The organism is Bacillus sp. AF23 (assembly GCF_020861455.1).
In the GTDB taxonomy this organism is placed as follows: domain Bacteria; phylum Bacillota; class Bacilli; order Bacillales; family Bacillaceae; genus Bacillus; species Bacillus halotolerans.
In genome coordinates, this window is sequence record NZ_JAJHVY010000016.1 from 86,178 (window position 1) to 105,124 (window position 18,947).

Here is an 18,947-nt window from a genome sequence, read left to right on the forward strand (position 1 = left end):
GATTTCCCCCCGTCAGTCCCAGCAGGAGAATGTCTTGAGTTCATTCAAACGCCTATAGTCATGTCGTGTATTAATATTCATAAACTCTTCCGGCACTGCCGCGATTTCCTCTGCCTGTACGTACCGAACTGAAATACGGTCTAAGAAATCTGATAGTTTTAATTTTTTCTCAGATAGCTGTTCATATAGAATAGGCATGACCCTTTTATGATACAGTGCTATCAATGGCTGCACTCGTCCGCCTGATATCGGGATGACTGCGTCCGTATCGGCAGTTACCATGCGCCTGAGCTCCGCCATCGTCCTTTTTCGTATCAGCGGTGTGTCACAGGATAGAATCGTATAAAGGTCACCGTCTGTCTTTTCAAAAGCAGTATAGATACCAGCCAATGGGCCCATTCCTTGGAACGGCTCCGCGTCTTGATACACTTCGGTTTCGCCATTCTCTTGAAATCTATCGATAAACTCGGGACGGCTGATGATGACCGCTTGCTCACCCAGCGACTTTTTAGCCCATTCGTAAAACATACGGCCTCTCCATTTTACAAACGCCTTGGGCTCCCCAAACCGGCGTGAGGCTCCTCCTGCTAAAAGTACATTTATTTGTTTCATGCTCTCACCTCTAGTTACCAAAAGCATAGCAAAAGCAAAGCCCCAACGCCAATGCTTGTCTGTTTATTAAAGAGGAATAGCTGTTCAGTATTTGCATATTGTAATGTTAACATCATGAGGGAGATGGTTCGATTGAAAAGAACAGGTCCTTTTTTCCATGACGTGTCACAGGAGAACCTTTATTTAAAATCAGAGCTGTCAAGGTGCCGTAAACTAATTTCCGAGCTTGAGGCAAGCTACTTCCATCAGAAAAATAACAAACTGCTCAAAGAAAATACCAATATGAAAGAAAAACTTCAGCAGCTGTCCGCTGAGCTAAAGCAAATGTCAATGAAAGAACAACACGCCTCCTATACGAGCCATACACTGCATCAAATGAGAGCCGAACTGCTCGATAAAATCGTCACCTTGCAGGAGCTTCTTTCCGCAGAAACCTACAAACGCAAAACCGAAATCGAAGAAAAACATAAGCTTCATATCGAAAAAATCAAAATTGAGGAAGAAAATAAAAATTTGCATAAACAAATTATTCATCTTAATACCTCTATCCAGCGGGAACAGAACGAATTGTTTCAAGCCAAGCAGCAAGCTGAAACGATAAAAGCCGAAAACGGACGCTTGAAAGAGCAAATGATAGAAAAAGAATACCAGCTAAAACATATCAAAATAGAAATAGATCATATGAAAGACCGAATCATAGAAACGAAAGAAAGGCTGCTTGAAATAGAAAAAACGAAAGAAAAACTATTTCAAGAAACTATTATTTCGTACAAACGGCAGCTCGATGAAAGTGATGCCTGGATTGCTTCTCATTTTGCCGATATTGATGGCGGTGCGAAACAGAAAGAAAAAACGGCAGAAGAAGCTCAAACCGTTTACGCACCGTCAAGTCATGTAGAGACCATCCTTGAAGATGTCACAAAACAAGTAAATGAGCTTCAAAAACAGCTGACCCGAGCCCAATCATCTGACCAGCTTATCAATCATAAAATTGAAGAGCTGAAGAGCCGTGCCGCCGAAGAAAAACCTTATCAAAAATGGGTGTATAAGCTTAATCTTGAAAAAGAAAACAAACCTTCACCGAAAAAAACCCAATAATAAAAAAACTGCTTGAGCTCCCAAGCAGTTTTTCTGTGTGTTTATTCTGTTGCTGATTCAGCTGATTCGATGTCACCCTCTAAAATGTACTGGCCGCGATACGGTTTTTTCACTTCCGGATACATTTTAATTAAACTTTGCATAAATGTTGTCATATTAGGGATTTCAAGACCGCTTTCCTTTTCAATCTCTTTTTGAAGCTCGGAGCTCTTAATCGCCGCGTTGTGGCGTTTTAATGTTTTAATAGCCGCTTCACGCAGTTTAGCTGCTTTAGATCCCGGTCTTGCCGTTCCTCTTCTTCTTCGTGTTGTTCCGTCTGGTATACCGGCAGGAAGAGAGGAAATAGTTTGAAGCTGAGGCTGAACAGACTGTTGCTGTGATGGCGGCTGATAGCTTCTGATTTCCTGAGCCGCAAGCTCAGCGAGAACCGGCAGAGAGTCAGTTTTTCGTTCAGAACGGAAATCCTTTTTCGTTTCGGAAGGGCTTCCATTTCTGTCCAGCTCTCTTAATTTAGCGTATATTTTATCGCGTTCAATTTGATATTCACGAATGACTTTCACTTCAGCTTCATTTAATTGTTCTAATCGCAAGCGCAAAGCTTCTCTTTCATTAAACATTCCTCAATGTACCCCCTATCAGAATTAACATCTTTAATTAAGATATTAGATTACAAAAGTAATTTTATCAACTATTATTTTAGCATTTTACTATTATATTTACTCTATGAAAAATTCCTTATTTTCTGAAAACGTTTTATTTTTTAACAGACCTCTTTATTCACAAGGGTTCAAGAGCTTATGTCAGTCATTTGGAATAAAGTTGAAAATATATCTTTTAATTACTTCTTTAATGAAATTTAGTGTAATATCTACAATTTTCGCGTGCAGAGATATGAAAAATATCTAAATATGCAGAAAAACATAAGAAATTAGGTCTCGTTTTTAGAAGATAAATCATTAAAAAGCGTTTTTCTTATACCCAAATATGGAAAAATAAGCTTCTTACTCTTTTCCTTTTTTGCACAAATAAAAAAACCTGATTAGGATCAGGTTTTTAATTTGCACACAATTATTCCGCTGCTTGTTCTGTTTCAGCCAGAACGCGGTTCACACGTTTTTCAAGCATTTTCATGCCGCTGCCGCCGGCTTGGAAATGACGAAGCTGTCCGGTTTTATCAAACACATAGTACGCAGGCACATACTCGTTTTCAAATGCGTCGGTTAAGGCGTGGTCGCTGTCAACAAAAATAGGCTGAGTAATGTCATGTTCAGCAGCTACTTCCTTGATTTTGTCGAGATCCAGGTCATCTTCGGAACGAGGCATATGAACAGCTACAACGTTCAGCTTGTCTTGATATTTGTCCCGGAATTCATTCACCTGCGGCATTGCTTCTTTGCACAGATGGCAGCTGATGGACCAGAAATGAATAAGTGTCGGTTTTTCTCCAATCAGTTGTTCTTTTGTTACTTCACCATTGAACCAAGCTTTTTCTCCTGTCAATTCAGGCATTGGCTGACGTAATTTCATCGCTTTTCCCTCCTAGTGAGCAGTAAGAGTCAAAAAGGCCTAACGAATTGTTAGACCTTTTTCTTTCGTTCTCAAAAAGAATTAAAGTGTTTTTTGACCTGGTTTCCAGTTAGCCGGGCATAGTCCGCCTGTTTGGAGTGCTTGCAGCACTCGAAGCGTTTCATCAACGTCACGTCCGATGTTGTTATGGAAAACCGTTTGATATTGCAGCTCGCCTTCAGGATTGATAATAAACAATCCGCGAAGTGCAACGCCTTCTTCTTCAATTAAAACGCCATATTCATGGGATACTTCATGGTTAGTATCAGCAGCAAGCGGATATTTCAGCTGACCAAGACCATTTTCTTTACGGTCTGTGTTGATCCACGCCAAGTGAGTATGGATTGTATCAGTTGAAACGCCGATCACTTCAGCATCAAGATCTTCGAATTCGTCATAACGGTCAGACATCGCTGTAATTTCTGTCGGACAGACAAAAGTAAAGTCCATTGGATAGAAGAAAAGAACCGTCCATTTGTCGTTTTTCATGTTTTCTTCAAGACTTACTTTGCCAAATTCCTTATTTGCAAGGACTGCTTCCATTTCAAAACGAGGAGCTTGTTTACCTACCATACGTTCTGCCATATGTATCCCTCCAATTGATAGTTTGGCTTTAAAAGCCAGATGAACAAGAAAATAAAGGAAAATATTCCTTAATTCGTCAATGACCTCACAATGACTATTATATCGAACCGCATTTTCCCAGTCAATTTTTAACAAAGAATACATGTCTTTGCCTTCGACATTTTACGGTAAAAAGTTTAACATGTTCATGTATAGGGAAACAAACTTTAACATGCTGCAACACATTCAGAAAGGGAGCACCAACATGGATTTTATTACACACTATGATTGGGCAGGTCTTGTCACCAATGCGGGTGTTTTACTCATTAAGCTCGTCATTATGATTTGCCTCTATTTTATCGTTCGATCTGTAGGCATGAGAATTATTAAACATCTATTTGCAAAATTTGAAGCGCAAAACAACCTGACTATCGGACGCGCTCACACGCTCCGAAGCCTGACACTTAACGTATTTGCTTACATATTGATTTTTATTTTTTTCGTTATGGTTCTGGATTTGTTTCATTACGACCCGAGCGCTCTTTTAGCAGGGGCGGGAATCGTAGGTCTGGCGGTCGGTTTTGGCGCCCAAGGCCTTGTCAGCGACATCGTGACAGGTTTTTTTATTCTGCTTGAAAAACAATTGGATGTCGGAGATTATATCACCGTTGCGACTTTTGACGGAATTGTGGAGCAGGTCGGTTTAAGAACGACCCAAATCCGCAGCTTTGACGGCACACTGCATTACATTCCGAACCGGAACATCACAAATGTAAGCAACCATTCCCGCGGAACGATGCAGGCGCTGGTTGATATTAAAGTCCCGGCTGAAAGAAACCTCGATGAAACCATTCACATCTTACAACATGTATGTGACGAAACGGCAGCTGCTCTTCCGCAAATAAAAGAGGGTCCTACTGTCATTGGCATTCAAGAGCTGGGAACCTCTGAAATTGTGATCAGAGTCATTGCCAAAACAGAAAATATGGAACAGTGGCGGGTCGAACGCGTGCTGAGAAAAGAAATAAAAACCGCACTCGACCGCGCTTTTCCTAAAGAAACAGAATAACAAAAGAACCGAAGCTTTTGCTTCGGTTTTTACTTTACTGAATTCTGCTTTCAACTTCGCTGCAAATTTCTTCAGCAGTCATCCCGGAAGCTGTAATGACCGGTGCTTGTGTTACTGTATCGGCAATACCTTGCACATTGTTGTCTAGCCCTGTTACGACACAGCAGTCACAGCCTTTTGCATCTGCAGGACTTTTCATCATGACAACGTCATATCCTTTTTCTCTTAATGCAGCTTCTACATCTGATAACGACTGTTCAATTCCTATTTTTTTTGTCATAAAGAACACCTCCGTTAAATAGGGTGCTCATCATATGGCATTTTATTCTTTCTATTGTACTTAATTGGCATAAACAGAAAAATAACCTGTCATCACGTTAACCGCTGTTTCGATCGCATTTTCATCAGGATTCAGCTTTGCGTGATGGAGTCCGTGCGCGGAATCAGCGCCGAGCCAGAACATGAAACCCGGGTATTTTTTCAGCATGTAGCCAAAATCCTCTCCGGTCATCGCTTCTTTTGCTTCGATTACTTGTGCCAATTTTTGCTCAGCAACAAAAGACATAAACTCCTCTGTGAGCCCGCTTGTATTGTAAACTTGGTGATACACAGACGGATACGTCACTTTTCCTTTACAGCGGAAGCCGATTTCGATTCCCTTCACTAAATCTTCGATCCGTTCCTTTACCTGCTTCATGGATTCTTCAGAAAGCGTGCGGATTGTGCCTTCCAGGTGAGCTGTTTGCGCAATGATATTTTGCGCGGAGCCGCCCGTAATCGTACCGATAGTAATCACAGCGCTGTCAAGCGGGTCTGTGTTTCTGGAGATGATTGTTTGCAATTGAGTAACGAGTGTGCTTGCCGCTACAACCATATCCTCAGCTAAGTGCGGATAAGCGGCATGCCCCCCTTTGCCTTCCAGGTCAATGACAAGCTCTGATGTATTCGCAAAAAGCAAACCGCTTTTTGTCGCGATGGTGCCGACCGGAAGCTCTGGCGCAATATGAAGCGCAGTGATGAGATCAGGCTGCCACTTTTTTAAGACGTCGCTCTCAAGCATCGGTTCCGCTCCGCCTGGCCCTTCCTCTGCCGGCTGAAATAAAAAGAGCAGATCATGCTTAACAGGGTGATGAACAAAGTGGTCGATGATGCCCAGCGCAATCGTCATATGCAAATCATGTCCGCAGGCGTGCATGTTGCCGTGATGCTCTGATGCGAACGGCAGCCCTGTCTGCTCTTCGATTGAAAGCGCGTCAATGTCCGCTCGGTATCCGAGCATTTTTTCCGGCGCTGTTCCGTTCACTTTCACAAAAAGTCCGGTTCTCCATTTTTCAATTTCAATTCTGTCTTTCGGATATTGCTCCAAGACGTTTAATAAATATTGCTGTGTTTTGAATTCCTGAAATCCAAGCTCGGGTATACGGTGCAGATCTCTGCGGATTGCAATGAGCTCCTCTTTCTTCATTTTCATTTCCTCCTGCCTATACGAATAAGGCGTGGATATATCATCCACGCCTTTTTGATCAAATCATTCCTTACAGCTGGCGTAATTCCTGCTTGATTTCAGTTTTGCCTTTTGTTTTCTCATCGATATCTTTGATTTTCTTAGCAGGTGTTCCCGCAACAACTGTGTATGGCTCAACATCGTTCACTACGATCGCTCCCGCAGCGACAACAGCTCCTTTACCGACTGTTACACCTTCAAGTACGACAGCATTTGCACCGATCACAACGTCGTCTTCAATGACAACCGGTTTAGCGGATGGCGGCTCAATAACGCCCGCAAGCACAGAACCCGCACCGATGTGACAGTTTTTACCGACAGTAGCTCGTCCGCCAAGAACAACGTTCATATCGATCATTGTACCTTCTCCGATAACTGATCCGATATTGATAGAAGCCCCCATCATGATGACTGCGTTATCGCCGATTTCAACTTGGTCGCGGATGATCGCACCCGGCTCGATGCGCGCTTTGACATCCTTAAGATCAAGCATAGGAATCGCAGAGTTGCGGCGGTCATTTTCAACCACGTAATCTTCGATTTTGCTTTGGTTTTCTTCAATTGCTGTTTTGATTTCGCTCCATTCACCGAAAACAACACCAGTGTTTCCGTTTAGAAAAGCTTTCGCAGAATCACCGAAATTGATTCCTTCCAGCTCACCTTTTACATAAACCTTTACAGGTGTAGATTTTGTACTATTTTGTATAAATGAAATAATTTCATTTGCGTCCATCATTTTCATATGTATAGTCCTCCTCCTGATTTTCTACCTCATTACTGTATCAAAGGAAAGATACAAAGACAAGAAAAAAAGGAAACACCCGCTCGGCAGTTCCCTTTGCATCTATCAGACAGCACAGCCGCTTTTTCTGGCAAATTGTCTGCCGAATTCCTTTAATACTTCTTCTTCTTCCCCTTCAGGATTCATTTCAACCTTTACGGAAGGAAGCACAATTTCGCCGCCTCGTTCTTTTATTTTCTCTTCAAGCGTATCTACAGCACCGCAGAAATATTCATATGCTGTATCACCGGAACCGAAAACGGCGCATGTTTTTCCGGTAAAGTCAAGGGCCTCCATTTCTTCGGCAAGGTCAAGAAATTCATCAGGCAGATCACCGTCTCCCCATGTATAGGTTCCTAAGATGATATGTTCATAATCATTAAACAGCTCGGCATCATCAATGTCCATTGCTTCAAATCGATCTACTTCCGCTTCCGCCTCCTGAAGACCCTTTTCAATCAAATCAGCCATGGCTTCTGTGTTGCCTGACATCGTTGCGTAAACCAGCAAAATCTTCCCCAATTCCGTATTCCTCCTCTAATGAATCATTGCTGAAACTTCGTACGGCTGGACAAATTTACATTCATACAAGCCTGCACAAAAGAAATTTTCTCTTTGATTGGCGACTCTCCATCCATGACCTTTAATGGTATCGAACCATTTTAGCTCTCGGGCCTCAAGATCAGCCTGATAAATCCTCGAATAGCCATTTTCGTCTTGAGCCGTTGTGACATAAATAATGCCATCATCCTCTGAAATATCAAGAAACGATTCTTCCTTTTTGATCATGCTGGAATGTATCGTGACTTCTTCAGCCGTTAAAATATGTTGTGCAGTGACGGCTCCGCGCTTTCCTTTTGCAGAGCCCATTGCAGCAACCAGCCATTTATCATCGAACACAAGCATGGATGCCGTCATACGGCTGTCTTCTTTTTTTACCATTCGGACAGCGCCTTGTTTGAAATCGTAAGCCCAAATCCCTCCGAAACATTCGTGTATTTGTGTACCAATATAAAGATTCCCGCCATGCAGACACAGTGAACGAATAACAGGCGGATGTTCAAATTCCGCAAAGGGTTTGGCAACCCGCCACGAAATACCGAAGTCTTCTGATACATAAATGCAATGCTTGCCATGGGCGCAAACAAATCCATCACTCCTGCCGGTCATCGACCACACTGTCGCATTTGTCGGGAAGCTCGACATCGTCCAGCTTTTCCCTTCGTCAGATGAACGAATGATCGTTCCCTTTTCACCGACACCGAATAAGTAAGGACCGATATAACTGATGCAGTGTATTTTCGCTTTTAAATGAAAAAGCTTTTTCCAGCCTTGTTCCAAAGAATAATGAAAAATGCCTTCTCTTTTCACTGCCACAAAATAGCCAGAAAACGCCGATGCCGCAACAGCTGTCGCCCCTTTATGAAACATGGCTTTTTCCCTTGTTCACAAAGTCTGCCCATGCAAGAAAACCTCTTGCAAATTCTCTGCAGCTTTCCACGTCATCATCCGTTTCAGGGGCAAGCTCAATTTTAAGTGTTTCTTGATAGACAGCAGCTCCCGCCTCTTGCAGCATGTCACTGAATAAATTAACAGCTTCGCAAAACTTTGGATAAGAGTAATCCCCCGAGCCGAAGCAAGCTGTTTTCAAACCGTTCAGCTGAAGCTGCTGAACCTCTTCGAAAAAGTCCTCTGCTTCGTAAGGCAAATCGCCATCTCCCCATGTGTAGGTGCCAATGAGCACATAATCATAAGAAGTCAGAGACGATGCCTCCGCGTCATCCATATCGATGCAATCAATGTCTAAACCATATTCCTGCAGTGTATCTTTTATAATTCCGGCAATGTCTTCGGTATTTCCTGACATGCTGGCATATGTAATCAAGGCTTTTGCCATGTTATCACCTCATAATTGATAATGATTTTCAATATCATATGTATCACTTTAAATGATAATGATTTTCATTGTCAATATATATTAATAAAAAAAGACAGCCTTGTGCTGTCTTTTCTCTTAAAATGGGTGCTCTTGATCAAGCATCTCCTTTACAACTGAAACAAAAGCTTGAACTTGCTTCAGTTCAAAAGCAGGTTCATAGCCTAATAACCAGGTATCCCGCCCGATAGGGTTGCCTTTCACGTCTAACAGAGGCATTTTATTGACTTTGTCTTCGTTCTGAAGGGTAACAGACGGCAAAATCGCATATCCGATCCCGTGCAGCGCCATCTGTTTGCACGTTTCAATCTGATCAACCAATATAGTCTGTTTTGGCGACGTTTTAAATTTTTGATGCCACCAATGCTGAATCTCCTGAAAATAAGTGCTGTCGCTTTTAAATTGGATAAACGGCCGTTCTGTATGAGCAATATCTTCTATACAAGAGATTTCAGTGTCGACTAAATACAGATGGTCTGTCATTAAATAGTCTTTGCGGCCTTTCCACTCGGGGTTTCCTCTAATAATGCCAATATGAACCTGATCCTCATAAAGACTTTTCAGCATTTCGCTGCTCCAGCCGGTAATGAGCGAGACCTTTGCATTCGGATACTTTTCCACATACGTTTTTAGAACTTTAGGAAGCCAATGCTGGCCGATGATGGAGGCGACGGCAAGCTTCAGTGTGCCGTGAATTTCTCCTTCGAGCTCATCGATTTTTTCTCTAATTCTGTCCTGCTCTAACGTAACGTCATTCGCAAACTGAATGATTTTCTCTCCGGCCGGCGTTACCGTCAATCCTTTTTGGGATCTTAAAAATATCTTTGTCCCCCACGCCTTTTCAATGGTTTGTAAACGCTGAGATAAAGCCGGCTGGGATACAAAAAGCCGTTCCGCCGCCTTTCTCATATTTAACTCCTCAGCTAAAACTACGAGCATATGAAGCTCTTGAAGCTGCATGTCGTCCTCCTTTTTATTGTCAATAAGTTTTTCTTATCTTCTATTCTAATAAAATCTTAGTTTATGATTCAAGTCCTTTTCACCCTAATTTATGTATGCGCTTTCTTTATTGCTCTGCAAATATAATAAAAAATAGGCTGAGCAGCCTACTTGTTCAATGAGCGAATATGCTTATGCAATTCCTTCAAAACCACTCTTCTTGTGAAAATCCCCTCAAAGACCTGATCATCATTTTCAACGCAAACAAACCCGTTATCAATGACCATGCTGAATCCTTTGATAATCGGATCATTTATATGAAGACGCGGAATATCAGTCAGCATAACTTCCTCAACGGTAATCTGGTCAAGCTTTTCAAATTCAATTCTTTCAAGACCAAAAATGCTGTTCATGATCATATTGGTCCCTATTAAGCCGTGTAAACGATATGACGCATCCAGCACCGGGATGGCCGTGTACCCTGTTTTTGTCAGCACTAATAAAGCGTGCTCCAGGTTGTTTCCAACTTGAACGTGCGCTACTTTGTCCGCCTCAATCATAAATTGTCCGACTGTTGCCTCAAGAAGCTGATCTGATTGCAAGCTTATCATGTTTTCGACCCCTTTTCATTTTCATCAACACATACATTCCCTATACTACAATAATATAAACTTTATCAGTATTTGTCGAAAAGTTTCCTTCAATAAAAAAGATACTCTTTGGAGGAGTATCAATTATAAGGTGTGCCATTAATTTTCAAATCGAAATCGGTCGTATAGCGTTACAAGTTTTTTGTAGGTGGTTCCGTCAACGTTTTTGGTTCCTGTCTCTATATCGTTGATCTCACTGCTTAAAAGCTCGATAGCATACTCATGGTTGATCAGGATATTCAGCAGAAGTTTTTGTTCTTCTTCTGTAAATCGTTCACCGATAAGACTCATTCGTAATCAGGCCCCCTGTTTTATACTGAATACCTCTGAAAGCAAGAAAACTTACTTTCAGCTCTACCGCTAGAATAAGTAATCAGAAAACAATCGTCAACCGCATAATTCGACATTTCCCTCGGCTTGCGAGCCGGAATTATTTTGTGAAACGATTTGCATAGCTGAAGGCTGTGTATGAATCCGGTTTGATTTTAGCCTCAATCCCCATTGAAGTTATGCGCCCTGTCATTTCTTGAATCAGTTCTTTTGTAAGCCCTTTTTTCCCAATATCCAAGTGAACCTCAAATGTAAGATCCGCCCCTTCGCCTGTAAAAGGCAGGAGCAGATCGGTAATATCCATCAAGTGTCCATCCAGAATATAGGCGGCTGTTTCTTGACTGTACGCCGTTTCTAACGAAATCTTTTCACGAAGGCTATGTATGGGTCTGTCGACTGCGTGGTTTTTCAAGCAGCCCCAAGCTCCCTTGCCTGTACGATGCAAATGTAATGCAGTAATAAACTTTGTGTAATCACGATAAACCTGTGAATCGGTTCCGATCGATAACACATATGAAGAACGGGGATCCCTTCGAATAAAGGCTTTAAGCCGTTCCATCACATCTTGAAAGGTCATCTGTGCTTCTGAAAGATTATAAAACAGAAAAGAATCGGCCACGACGACACTCCTTTTCAAGGATTTACAACCATGAAACAAGTATGTTCCTTACCGTTTATTTCGATTACATGCTGCAAAGCGAAAGCTTGTTTCCCCTATATCAAGAGTCTTACTGCAGAAGTTCAAAAATTTCGATTGAAACCATGTCGATATTATCAAACGGATATGTGTTCGGCTTTTCACCTTTTTGGAAAACCGTCAGTTCAAACGTTTGATTTTTTTCGAAATATTTAACACTGCATATTTTCTCACCATTTACTTCGAAGTAGCGCTGCATTGGCTCGTTAGCCGCTTCCGCCGTTTCTTGCAGACTTTGCAGCCGTGTGATGATACCCATTAATTGTGACATTCTAAAAAAAGACTCCTTTCAAAAAACAACTTCAAATCAACAAGTATTTATTATAATACAAGTTCTATTGAGCATCATACCATAAAGTCGGACAGGATGGCATTTTCCCTGCTGAATTTAAGAAAAGAAAAAAAGTGAAAAAACTATTTTTACGTAGTTTGAGGCTTTTTTTGGAATGTCATACACACAATTATGATTTTTTTGATATTCCGGCAGAATCCAACAGCCTTTTTGCAATTTCGTCAAAATCCTCTTTTGAAATCCCGGGAGCAAATTCCTCCGGCACTTCTCTGAAATCAGGAACGGGCGCTCCCTTAGGGCTTCCCTCAATGACATGAAGCTCACTGCCGTCTATCGGATGCTCACCTTTCCAGATTTTATTGATATCCTTGTAATCCGTATCACTGAATGTATACAGCTTCGTATGAATTCCCTGATCTTCGAATTTTCTGGCTGTATCAAAATGTTTATTATCAAGGTTCGGGATCGGAAGCATTTTGCCGATATTTACGCCAGTCGCAATCTCAAGCGCTTTGGCATACGCCACGATATGAACGCCGCCGCGCACGAGCAAATAACCGATCATTTCTCTGGCCACCGGATGATCAGTCATTTCATACACTCTCATTTTGTGAGTTCGGGCGCCGCATTCCAGGAAAAAGTTATGGAGCAAATCCAGCACCAGATTTCCGCTGTTAAACACATTTTCACCGGTCCAGGCTTTCCCCATCGAATCAAACGGATAAGACGTTTGAGCCGTTTCAATAAAATGCTGGGAATTTCGTTTATTTTTTGCATCTCTCATCGGTGAAACGTCGGGATCACCTTTAAATGTCGAACCTGTCAGCATTAAAGATATCGTATTAGACACAAGCTCCACATGGCCGAATTCTTCAGCGGTAATGCTTGATACAAGATCGTAAAACGGTTTTAATTTTTTCTTGCTGCGAAAGTTAAAGGACTGGAACATATAATTATTGAGAGTGGACATTTCACCAAATTTGCCGCCTAACAGCTCTTGAACCGCCGCTGCCGCATTTGGGTCAGGGTGTTCTGGGGTTGGAAGGTCAATAAGCAGTCTGTTGCTCCTTTTGAACATGTTTGTACCTCCTAGTGCCGTTGTTTACCACTAATAAGGTTTATTGTTTCTATGGATTGTCTTATGCGTTGACAAATAAAAAACTTGGCGGGGGTAGCGCCAAGCTTTTCGGATCTTGATCTGATAGAGGGGTTGGGGAACAGAGAGTAGCTTCTCTCTATAATTAAATGATAATGATTCTCAGTATCAATGTCAATCGTTTTTTGATATTTTTTCAACTCATAAAAAAAACGGCTCTTCAGCCGTTTAAATCAATCCATCCTGCTCATATAAATAAGAATACGGCAGGTCTATAAACAAATATATTTGATCATCCATCGGATATGAAAACGTTCTGATCATTTCGCCTGTTTCCAAATCGCTGTACAAATCACTGAAAAACCCTTTTCTGAGGTTTCTCATTCTCATGATGTTCTCCAGAAAATAAGGACGCCAGCTCCAGTTCTTCTCCGTATACTCCGGCTGGTAAATCCATTCTCCGTCTTGTTTAAAAACATTTCCAGTCAGCTGATCGCCTTCTCCATCACAGATATAAATTCTAAAGCTGCAGTCCGTCAGCTCTTCCGCCAGCTTTTTAATAAAGTCATCATCCGGAGACTGGCTGTTTTTTCGCAATGATGTAACAGCCTGGTGCACCCGTTTGTAAAACTGTTCAGAGTGCTCATAGACGGTTTCTAGTTTCTTTTTCTCATGTGTGATAAATTGGTGAAATTCAGTCTTAAGTCTTCGCTTCAATACATCTCTCTCTAAAAACGTTTCTGACGGGGACACCAAATAATAGCCCTGAAAATAGCGGCCGCCATTTCTCCATGCGTATTGAAGCTGAAAATTCGCCTCAATATCTTCGTAAAGCAGCGCCGCACCGATTTTTCTAGCTAATAATGAAATGCTGTACAGCACATGCTCATAAGACGGAGATGGCTGTGAGATTTTCAGCGCCTGTAAATCGATTTTTAACAAATCTGGCGATAGCAGCGCAATTCTGTCCAGATTGCTGCTTTCTTTTCCGATATTATCAACTGCAATTTTGATTCCGTATGTACGATAGTAGGCAAGCATATGGTAAAGCTGCTCAATATCCCCTTCAAAATTGTGCTCTGTAATTTCAAGCACGAAACGATGAAGTTCGATCCCTCTCTCTTCATATTCTTTCAGAAGCTCAAGAAAGCTTTCGCCGTGATCAAGCATTAAAAGATTGGCATCCTGATTCATAAAAATCAGCAGATCAGAATCCGCTTCTAAAAAGCGGTCAAGAGCCTGGCGGATAATTCTGTTATCAACCTCTAACTTATATTCTTCGGGTATCCCCGCATCTAAAAAAAAGGGTCCGAGACTTTGAATTTCTGAATCTGCCAATATACGTCCCAGCACCTCATATCCGACGATTTTCTGCTCCTCGGCACTGAAAATCGCCTGGTAATATGGGAGGACATCATCAATGTTCGTTAAAATATCAAGTGGATCCAACATGTTATCACCTGCTTCTCTATCTTTGTCTGATTATACCACATTGAATCCAAAGTTTAATATGCTTTAAAACGGATAAGGATTCAGCCATTGCCCCCCATCCAGAGTGACACATTCCCCATTCATATAGGACGCTTCAGCAGAAAGCATAAACGCGGCCAAGGCGGCGATTTCCTCGGGTGTGCCAAGCCGGCCGAGCGGCACACTGTTCAGCGTGCGGGACATCGCTTTTTCTGATTCAAAAAGCTTCTCTGCACCGCCTGTTCGTTCAATTGGACCGGGTGCAATCGCGTTTGTACGGATTCCGTATTGACTGCCCCACTCTACGGCGAGAGTTCTAGTGAGCGACAATACGCCAGCTTTTGCCGCAGCGGAATGAACAACCCCCGCTCCCGCTCCCCACGCATATGTGGCGGCCATATTTAGAATAACACCCCTCTGCTGATGCTCAATCCAGTGCCTGGCTGCGGCTTGGCTGCAAAAAAACGTGCCATTTAATACAATCTCAATTACCGCTTTCCATCCATTGGGAGTGAGCTTTTCTGCCGGGCAAATAAAATTGCCGGCCGCATTATTAATAAGTGCATCAAGACGCCCAAACACATGTAACGCTTCTGCAACCATTTGTGCTGCCCCAGAATCAGAACGGACATCCATTTGAAAACAGGCAACTTGGCCCTCAAAGGTTTCAATTTCTTTTTTTGTTTCTTCAAGTGCTTCATGGTTCCGCCCTGTTATCATGACATTCCAGCCCAATTCGGCCTGTTTTTTTGCCATTGCTTTTCCCATGCCGCTTGACCCGCCGGTAATAATAACAACCTTTTTTTCCATTGTATGATCCCTCCTGTTATGAATGAGTATTCATTCAATATTATTCTACCATTATACGCAAGCTTCTGTCAGTACATGCTAAGATGAGATTTTTTCAAGTTACAGGTGATATAATAGAAAAACTCTACTAAAGGTTGGTTTGAAATGAAAAAGATATCCAGAAGACAATTTTTAAAAGGAACGCTCGGCGTTTTTGCGGCCGGGGTTTTAACGGCCAGCGGGGGATATGGCTATGCCCGCTATCTGGAACCGCATATGATTGAGACTACTAAACACACGATTAAAAGCTCTCTCATTCCCCATGGATTTGACGGTTTTAAAATCGTGCAGTTCAGTGATACACATTTAAGCGATTATTTTACGCTTGAAGACTTTAGAACTGTCATCCTGACGATCAATGAAACTAAGCCTGATTTAATTGTTTTTACCGGGGATATTATCGATAACCCTGATACGTATCAACATTATCAGGCAGTGATTCCTTTTTTGAGAAAGCTGCAAGCACCCTTCGGCAAGTTTTGTGTTTACGGCAATCATGATCACGGCGGCTATGGAACCGATGCTTATAAAAGCCTGATGTCATCAGGAGGTTTTACGGTATTCCGCAACGCCTATCAAAAATTGACGCTCACAGACGGCAGCGAAATTGAGATCGCTGCGCTCGATGATTTAATGCTCGGCAAGCCCGATTATGAAGGCACCCTATCGAAACTAAGCGAAAGGCTTTTTTCCATTTTGCTCGTCCATGAGCCTGATGCTGCCTTGAATACAAAAACATATCCTGTCAATCTGCAGCTATCCGGACACACACACGGCGGGCAGATCCAGCTGCCCTTCTACGGACCGCTTATTACGCCTCCGTACGGAAAAGTCTATACCGAAGGAATGTACCAAACAGGCGACACTCATATTTATGTGAACCGCGGCCTCGGGATGACGAGACTGCCTTTGCGATTTCTGGCTAAACCTGAAATCACAGTCTTTACATTAAAAAGCACAACTTAATGTAGCAGAATGGGTTCCTCATCAATACTTATAAATAAAAAAGGGAGGATGAGGAAACTGCTTACGTACCAGATTAAACAAGGCGATACACTCACCAGCATCGCGGCCGATTTCAGAATCAGCACTGCTGCTTTGATCCAAGCCAATCCATCGCTGCAATCAGGAGTTATCGCCGGACAGCGCATTGTCATCCCCGGTCTGCCAGACCCAAATACGATCCCATATCATATTGCAGTCTCTATTGGGGCTAAAACCCTTACTTTGTACCAAAATAATCAGGTAATAAAAACTTATCCGATCGCCGTCGGTAAAATACTGACACAAACACCAACTGGCGAGTTCTACATTATTAACCGCCAACGCAATCCCGGCGGCCCATTTGGCGCTTATTGGCTGAGCCTTTCAAGGCAGCACTATGGAATACACGGAACGAATAATCCCGCTTCGATTGGCAAGGCTGTGTCTAAAGGCTGTATCCGCATGCATAACAAAGATGTTCTAGAACTCGCTTCAATTGTGCCAAACGGAACAAGAGTCATGATTAACCGGTAATGTTTTCTTATTTGTTTCAAAAACAGGCGGTTTATAATATGATAAAGTGGGACCTTTAGGGTAAGGAGCGTTTTTATGGATATATTTAAAAATCGTAATTTTGTTCGTCTATTTTTCGCAGCACTCGCTTCTCAAATGGGCACGACAGTAGGCAACATGGCATTTGCTTTTTTCTTGCTGGACCGCTTCAGCAGCCAGCCTTCTTACACAACCTTGGCTGAACTGATGTATTCCCTTCCTACAGTATTTGTGTTTTTGCTTGTGGGAGTCGTTGCGGACCGGTTTGACAGAAAAAAAGTCGCGGAAAACTGTGATTGGATCAGAGCCGCCCTGACTGTCGTACTTTTTTTCACTTTATTTACCGGCAATATTCCTCTTGTTTTCTGTATTTTGTTTGTCAGAAGCGCTGTAACCAAGTTTTTCTTTCCTGCAGAAAACAGTTTAGTACAAGCCATCCTGCCGAAGGAGCATTATGCGAAAGCGGCCGGGCTTAATCAGATGCTTTTTAGTATCTTTATGGTATTTGGCGTTGGAATCGGTGCTTTTATGTATAACACAATCGGAATTCATGGAGCGATTATTCTTGATTTTGTCAGCTTTATTATTTCCGGCCTGCTTATCCGCACCTGCCGGATTCCGAAAGAAGCCAGACAGCCGAACGGCACATTTAACTGGAGACAAGCTTCCGTCAAGGATTCGATAAACGATTTTAAGGAAGGCATTGTCTACATTTTAAAAAACAAGCTGCTGGCCTCTCTTATTTTCGGTTTCTTTGTTTTTGGTTTTGTGAACGGAGGATTTGCTGTATTGCCAATGTTTACAATGAAGTATGGACTGGCACCCGACCGTTATGAATGGCATACATCCGTATTTACAATCGCAATCGGGTTTGGGCTTTTGGCAGGAAGTGTGATCGGCACGTTAATCTCTAAAAAAGTGAAGCCTCACTTTTTAATGTCGGTGCCGATTTTAATTGCAGGCTTGCTGATTTTTGTCCTTGGCTACACCAAAGTTTTATGGGTGTACTATGCAACTACTTTTGTACTGGGGATGTGCATCGGTCCGGTAAACATCGCCATTGGGGGATGGATGCCTAAGATTGTCCATCCGAAGCTGATGGGACGTGTAAGCGGCTGGCAAGATCCTTTTATGATGTTTGCGCAGTCTTTGACACTTGGCTTAGTGGCGCTGTTATTCCCTAAGTTTGTATCAAACATCGATTATCTGTATTACGGCATGGGCGTTTTCATTTTAGCTGTTTTCATTTTCTATTTTGTCGCACTGCCAAAATACAGTGCGCAGGCTGTAGAAGTGAATGTACAGGAAACATTTCAGGCTCAGCCGAAAAAGAAAGCAAAATCTGTATAATATAAGTTGAAAATGCGCTTTTTTCCATAGAAAAAGCGCATTTTTGCATTCAATATTTGCATTTCAACCTTAAAAAAGTATAATCTAATCATAAGAAATTTGATAAGAGCAAAGGAGAGAAATAATGGACGACCATGCATACTCGAAAGATCTGCAGCCAACCGTAGAAAATCTTTCAAAAGCAGTTTACACTGTGAACCGCCATGCAAAAACCGCCCCCAACCCTAAATACCTATATCTGCTGAAAAAACGGGCTTTGCAAAAGCTTGTCAAAGAAGGTAAAGGTAAGAAAATAGGGCTTCATTTTTCAAAAAATCCAAGGTTCAGCCAACAGCAATCGGACGTGCTTATCTCAATCGGAGACTACTATTTTCACATGCCTCCAACTAAAGAAGACTTCGAACATCTTCCGCATTTAGGTACACTTAATCAGTCGTACCGAAATCCAAAAGCTCAAATGTCTTTAACAAAAGCAAAACACCTATTGCAAAAATACGTCGGCATGAAAGAAAAGCCGCTTGTGACGAATCGCCAGCAGCCCGCTTATCATAAGCCTGTCTTTAAGAAACTCGGCGAGAGTTATTTTTAATAAAAAAAGCCGATGCCAC

Annotated in this window: 24 protein-coding genes; 6 read left to right on the forward strand and 18 right to left on the reverse strand. The window is 42.2% G+C overall.

Annotation, left to right across the window (positions count from 1 at the left end):
- Window positions 1-12: 12 nt before the first annotated feature.
- Window positions 13-612, reverse strand: coding sequence for a molybdenum cofactor guanylyltransferase (locus LNN34_RS08385; protein WP_229043088.1), 600 nt, complete (start codon window positions 610-612; stop codon window positions 13-15).
- A gap of 132 nt (window positions 613-744) precedes the next feature.
- Here LNN34_RS08385 and LNN34_RS08390 point away from each other — a divergent pair, with 132 nt between their 5' ends.
- Entirely contained in the window at window positions 745-1,710 is a 966-nt protein-coding gene (locus tag LNN34_RS08390) for a hypothetical protein (protein ID WP_024121231.1), read from the forward strand.
- A gap of 41 nt (window positions 1,711-1,751) precedes the next feature.
- Here LNN34_RS08390 and rok read toward each other — a convergent pair whose 3' ends face one another.
- The 3 genes from rok to ahpA all read right to left on the reverse strand — a co-directional run bounded on the left by rok (window position 1,752) and on the right by ahpA (window position 3,861).
- Window positions 1,752-2,327, reverse strand: a complete 576-nt coding sequence (rok, locus tag LNN34_RS08395) for a transcriptional regulator Rok (protein WP_229043089.1) — start codon at window positions 2,325-2,327, stop codon at window positions 1,752-1,754.
- A gap of 451 nt (window positions 2,328-2,778) precedes the next feature.
- A complete protein-coding gene (ykuV, locus tag LNN34_RS08400) occupies window positions 2,779-3,237 on the reverse strand; it encodes a thiol-disulfide oxidoreductase YkuV (protein WP_059292859.1) in 459 nt (152 codons plus the stop codon).
- Between the two features lie 81 nt (window positions 3,238-3,318).
- Window positions 3,319-3,861 (reverse strand): peroxiredoxin, encoded by a 543-nt coding sequence (ahpA, locus tag LNN34_RS08405; protein WP_199397577.1) that lies wholly within the window; start codon window positions 3,859-3,861, stop codon window positions 3,319-3,321.
- Between the two features lie 244 nt (window positions 3,862-4,105).
- Here ahpA and LNN34_RS08410 point away from each other — a divergent pair, with 244 nt between their 5' ends.
- Window positions 4,106-4,909 (forward strand): mechanosensitive ion channel family protein, encoded by an 804-nt coding sequence (locus LNN34_RS08410; protein ID WP_229043090.1) that lies wholly within the window; start codon window positions 4,106-4,108, stop codon window positions 4,907-4,909.
- 34 nt (window positions 4,910-4,943) lie between these two features.
- Here LNN34_RS08410 and LNN34_RS08415 read toward each other — a convergent pair whose 3' ends face one another.
- From LNN34_RS08415 to fadH, 14 genes are all read right to left on the reverse strand, one after another.
- The gene (locus LNN34_RS08415; protein ID WP_010334064.1) at window positions 4,944-5,189 is read right to left on the reverse strand and encodes a YkuS family protein; all 246 of its coding nucleotides are present in this window, start codon (window positions 5,187-5,189) and stop codon (window positions 4,944-4,946) included.
- A 60-nt stretch (window positions 5,190-5,249) separates the two neighbouring features.
- Window positions 5,250-6,374: an N-acetyldiaminopimelate deacetylase gene (locus LNN34_RS08420; protein WP_044156065.1), complete on the reverse strand. Its 1,125-nt coding sequence runs from the start codon at window positions 6,372-6,374 to the stop codon at window positions 5,250-5,252.
- A gap of 70 nt (window positions 6,375-6,444) precedes the next feature.
- Window positions 6,445-7,155, reverse strand: coding sequence for a 2,3,4,5-tetrahydropyridine-2,6-dicarboxylate N-acetyltransferase (dapD, locus tag LNN34_RS08425; RefSeq protein WP_059352842.1), 711 nt, complete (start codon window positions 7,153-7,155; stop codon window positions 6,445-6,447).
- 105 nt (window positions 7,156-7,260) lie between these two features.
- A complete protein-coding gene (locus LNN34_RS08430) occupies window positions 7,261-7,716 on the reverse strand; it encodes a flavodoxin (RefSeq protein ID WP_024121225.1) in 456 nt (151 codons plus the stop codon).
- A 15-nt stretch (window positions 7,717-7,731) separates the two neighbouring features.
- The gene (locus LNN34_RS08435; protein ID WP_193660463.1) at window positions 7,732-8,625 is read right to left on the reverse strand and encodes an exo-alpha-sialidase; all 894 of its coding nucleotides are present in this window, start codon (window positions 8,623-8,625) and stop codon (window positions 7,732-7,734) included.
- Window positions 8,615-9,091 carry a flavodoxin gene (locus LNN34_RS08440; RefSeq protein WP_059292864.1) on the reverse strand — a complete coding sequence of 159 codons (477 nt, stop codon included), beginning with the start codon at window positions 9,089-9,091 and terminating at the stop codon, window positions 8,615-8,617. The genes LNN34_RS08435 and LNN34_RS08440 overlap by 11 nt, the downstream gene beginning before the upstream one ends.
- 117 nt (window positions 9,092-9,208) lie before the next feature.
- Window positions 9,209-10,090 carry a transcriptional regulator CcpC gene (gene ccpC / locus LNN34_RS08445; protein ID WP_229043091.1) on the reverse strand — a complete coding sequence of 294 codons (882 nt, stop codon included), beginning with the start codon at window positions 10,088-10,090 and terminating at the stop codon, window positions 9,209-9,211.
- A gap of 146 nt (window positions 10,091-10,236) precedes the next feature.
- A complete protein-coding gene (gene cbpB / locus LNN34_RS08450) occupies window positions 10,237-10,680 on the reverse strand; it encodes a cyclic-di-AMP-binding protein CbpB (protein ID WP_044156071.1) in 444 nt (147 codons plus the stop codon).
- Window positions 10,681-10,818: 138 nt separating this feature from the next.
- Window positions 10,819-11,010, reverse strand: a complete 192-nt coding sequence (abbA, locus tag LNN34_RS08455; RefSeq protein ID WP_003218673.1) for an AbrB antirepressor AbbA — start codon at window positions 11,008-11,010, stop codon at window positions 10,819-10,821.
- A 139-nt stretch (window positions 11,011-11,149) separates the two neighbouring features.
- The gene (locus LNN34_RS08460) at window positions 11,150-11,668 is read right to left on the reverse strand and encodes a ribonuclease H-like YkuK family protein (RefSeq protein ID WP_024121220.1); all 519 of its coding nucleotides are present in this window, start codon (window positions 11,666-11,668) and stop codon (window positions 11,150-11,152) included.
- A gap of 109 nt (window positions 11,669-11,777) precedes the next feature.
- The gene (locus LNN34_RS08465; protein WP_003218671.1) at window positions 11,778-12,017 is read right to left on the reverse strand and encodes a YkuJ family protein; all 240 of its coding nucleotides are present in this window, start codon (window positions 12,015-12,017) and stop codon (window positions 11,778-11,780) included.
- Window positions 12,018-12,207: 190 nt separating this feature from the next.
- Window positions 12,208-13,116, reverse strand: a complete 909-nt coding sequence (locus LNN34_RS08470; RefSeq protein ID WP_202647251.1) for a manganese catalase family protein — start codon at window positions 13,114-13,116, stop codon at window positions 12,208-12,210.
- A gap of 246 nt (window positions 13,117-13,362) precedes the next feature.
- Entirely contained in the window at window positions 13,363-14,586 is a 1,224-nt protein-coding gene (locus LNN34_RS08475) for an EAL-associated domain-containing protein (protein ID WP_229043092.1), read from the reverse strand.
- 63 nt (window positions 14,587-14,649) lie between these two features.
- Window positions 14,650-15,414, reverse strand: coding sequence for a 2,4-dienoyl-CoA reductase (gene fadH / locus LNN34_RS08480; protein WP_229043093.1), 765 nt, complete (start codon window positions 15,412-15,414; stop codon window positions 14,650-14,652).
- Between the two features lie 144 nt (window positions 15,415-15,558).
- Between fadH and LNN34_RS08485 the strand changes: the two genes are divergently transcribed.
- The 4 genes from LNN34_RS08485 to LNN34_RS08500 all read left to right on the forward strand — a co-directional run bounded on the left by LNN34_RS08485 (window position 15,559) and on the right by LNN34_RS08500 (window position 18,928).
- Complete coding sequence (locus tag LNN34_RS08485) at window positions 15,559-16,419, forward strand: metallophosphoesterase (RefSeq protein ID WP_044156078.1); 861 nt, start codon at window positions 15,559-15,561, stop codon at window positions 16,417-16,419.
- Window positions 16,420-16,476: 57 nt separating this feature from the next.
- Complete coding sequence (locus LNN34_RS08490; protein ID WP_081638296.1) at window positions 16,477-16,971, forward strand: L,D-transpeptidase family protein; 495 nt, start codon at window positions 16,477-16,479, stop codon at window positions 16,969-16,971.
- Window positions 16,972-17,046: 75 nt separating this feature from the next.
- The gene (locus LNN34_RS08495; RefSeq protein WP_044156081.1) at window positions 17,047-18,339 is read left to right on the forward strand and encodes an MFS transporter; all 1,293 of its coding nucleotides are present in this window, start codon (window positions 17,047-17,049) and stop codon (window positions 18,337-18,339) included.
- A 124-nt stretch (window positions 18,340-18,463) separates the two neighbouring features.
- On the forward strand, window positions 18,464-18,928 hold the full coding sequence (locus LNN34_RS08500; protein ID WP_024121211.1) for a YkyB family protein: 465 nt from the start codon (window positions 18,464-18,466) through the stop codon (window positions 18,926-18,928).
- Window positions 18,929-18,947 lie beyond the last annotated feature (19 nt).

What these genes read in the sequence shown, in the direction of transcription:
- LNN34_RS08410 (WP_229043090.1), top strand. Translation starts at nt 4,106, where the DNA reads ATGGATTTTATTACACACTATGATTGGGCAGGTCTTGTCACCAATGCG.
- cbpB (WP_044156071.1), bottom strand. Translation starts at nt 10,680, where the DNA reads ATGATAAGCTTGCAATCAGATCAGCTTCTTGAGGCAACAGTCGGACAA.
- LNN34_RS08495 (WP_044156081.1), top strand. Translation starts at nt 17,047, where the DNA reads ATGGATATATTTAAAAATCGTAATTTTGTTCGTCTATTTTTCGCAGCA.
- dapD (WP_059352842.1), bottom strand. Translation starts at nt 7,155, where the DNA reads ATGAAAATGATGGACGCAAATGAAATTATTTCATTTATACAAAATAGT.
- rok (WP_229043089.1), bottom strand. Translation starts at nt 2,327, where the DNA reads ATGTTTAATGAAAGAGAAGCTTTGCGCTTGCGATTAGAACAATTAAAT.
- LNN34_RS08440 (WP_059292864.1), bottom strand. Translation starts at nt 9,091, where the DNA reads ATGGCAAAAGCCTTGATTACATATGCCAGCATGTCAGGAAATACCGAA.
- LNN34_RS08470 (WP_202647251.1), bottom strand. Translation starts at nt 13,116, where the DNA reads ATGTTCAAAAGGAGCAACAGACTGCTTATTGACCTTCCAACCCCAGAA.
- LNN34_RS08415 (WP_010334064.1), bottom strand. Translation starts at nt 5,189, where the DNA reads ATGACAAAAAAAATAGGAATTGAACAGTCGTTATCAGATGTAGAAGCT.
- ccpC (WP_229043091.1), bottom strand. Translation starts at nt 10,090, where the DNA reads ATGCAGCTTCAAGAGCTTCATATGCTCGTAGTTTTAGCTGAGGAGTTA.
- LNN34_RS08420 (WP_044156065.1), bottom strand. Translation starts at nt 6,374, where the DNA reads ATGAAGAAAGAGGAGCTCATTGCAATCCGCAGAGATCTGCACCGTATA.
- ahpA (WP_199397577.1), bottom strand. Translation starts at nt 3,861, where the DNA reads ATGGCAGAACGTATGGTAGGTAAACAAGCTCCTCGTTTTGAAATGGAA.
- LNN34_RS08435 (WP_193660463.1), bottom strand. Translation starts at nt 8,625, where the DNA reads ATGTTTCATAAAGGGGCGACAGCTGTTGCGGCATCGGCGTTTTCTGGC.
- LNN34_RS08500 (WP_024121211.1), top strand. Translation starts at nt 18,464, where the DNA reads ATGGACGACCATGCATACTCGAAAGATCTGCAGCCAACCGTAGAAAAT.
- abbA (WP_003218673.1), bottom strand. Translation starts at nt 11,010, where the DNA reads ATGAGTCTTATCGGTGAACGATTTACAGAAGAAGAACAAAAACTTCTG.
- LNN34_RS08465 (WP_003218671.1), bottom strand. Translation starts at nt 12,017, where the DNA reads ATGTCACAATTAATGGGTATCATCACACGGCTGCAAAGTCTGCAAGAA.
- LNN34_RS08385 (WP_229043088.1), bottom strand. Translation starts at nt 612, where the DNA reads ATGAAACAAATAAATGTACTTTTAGCAGGAGGAGCCTCACGCCGGTTT.
- ykuV (WP_059292859.1), bottom strand. Translation starts at nt 3,237, where the DNA reads ATGAAATTACGTCAGCCAATGCCTGAATTGACAGGAGAAAAAGCTTGG.
- LNN34_RS08475 (WP_229043092.1), bottom strand. Translation starts at nt 14,586, where the DNA reads ATGTTGGATCCACTTGATATTTTAACGAACATTGATGATGTCCTCCCA.
- fadH (WP_229043093.1), bottom strand. Translation starts at nt 15,414, where the DNA reads ATGGAAAAAAAGGTTGTTATTATTACCGGCGGGTCAAGCGGCATGGGA.
- LNN34_RS08485 (WP_044156078.1), top strand. Translation starts at nt 15,559, where the DNA reads ATGAAAAAGATATCCAGAAGACAATTTTTAAAAGGAACGCTCGGCGTT.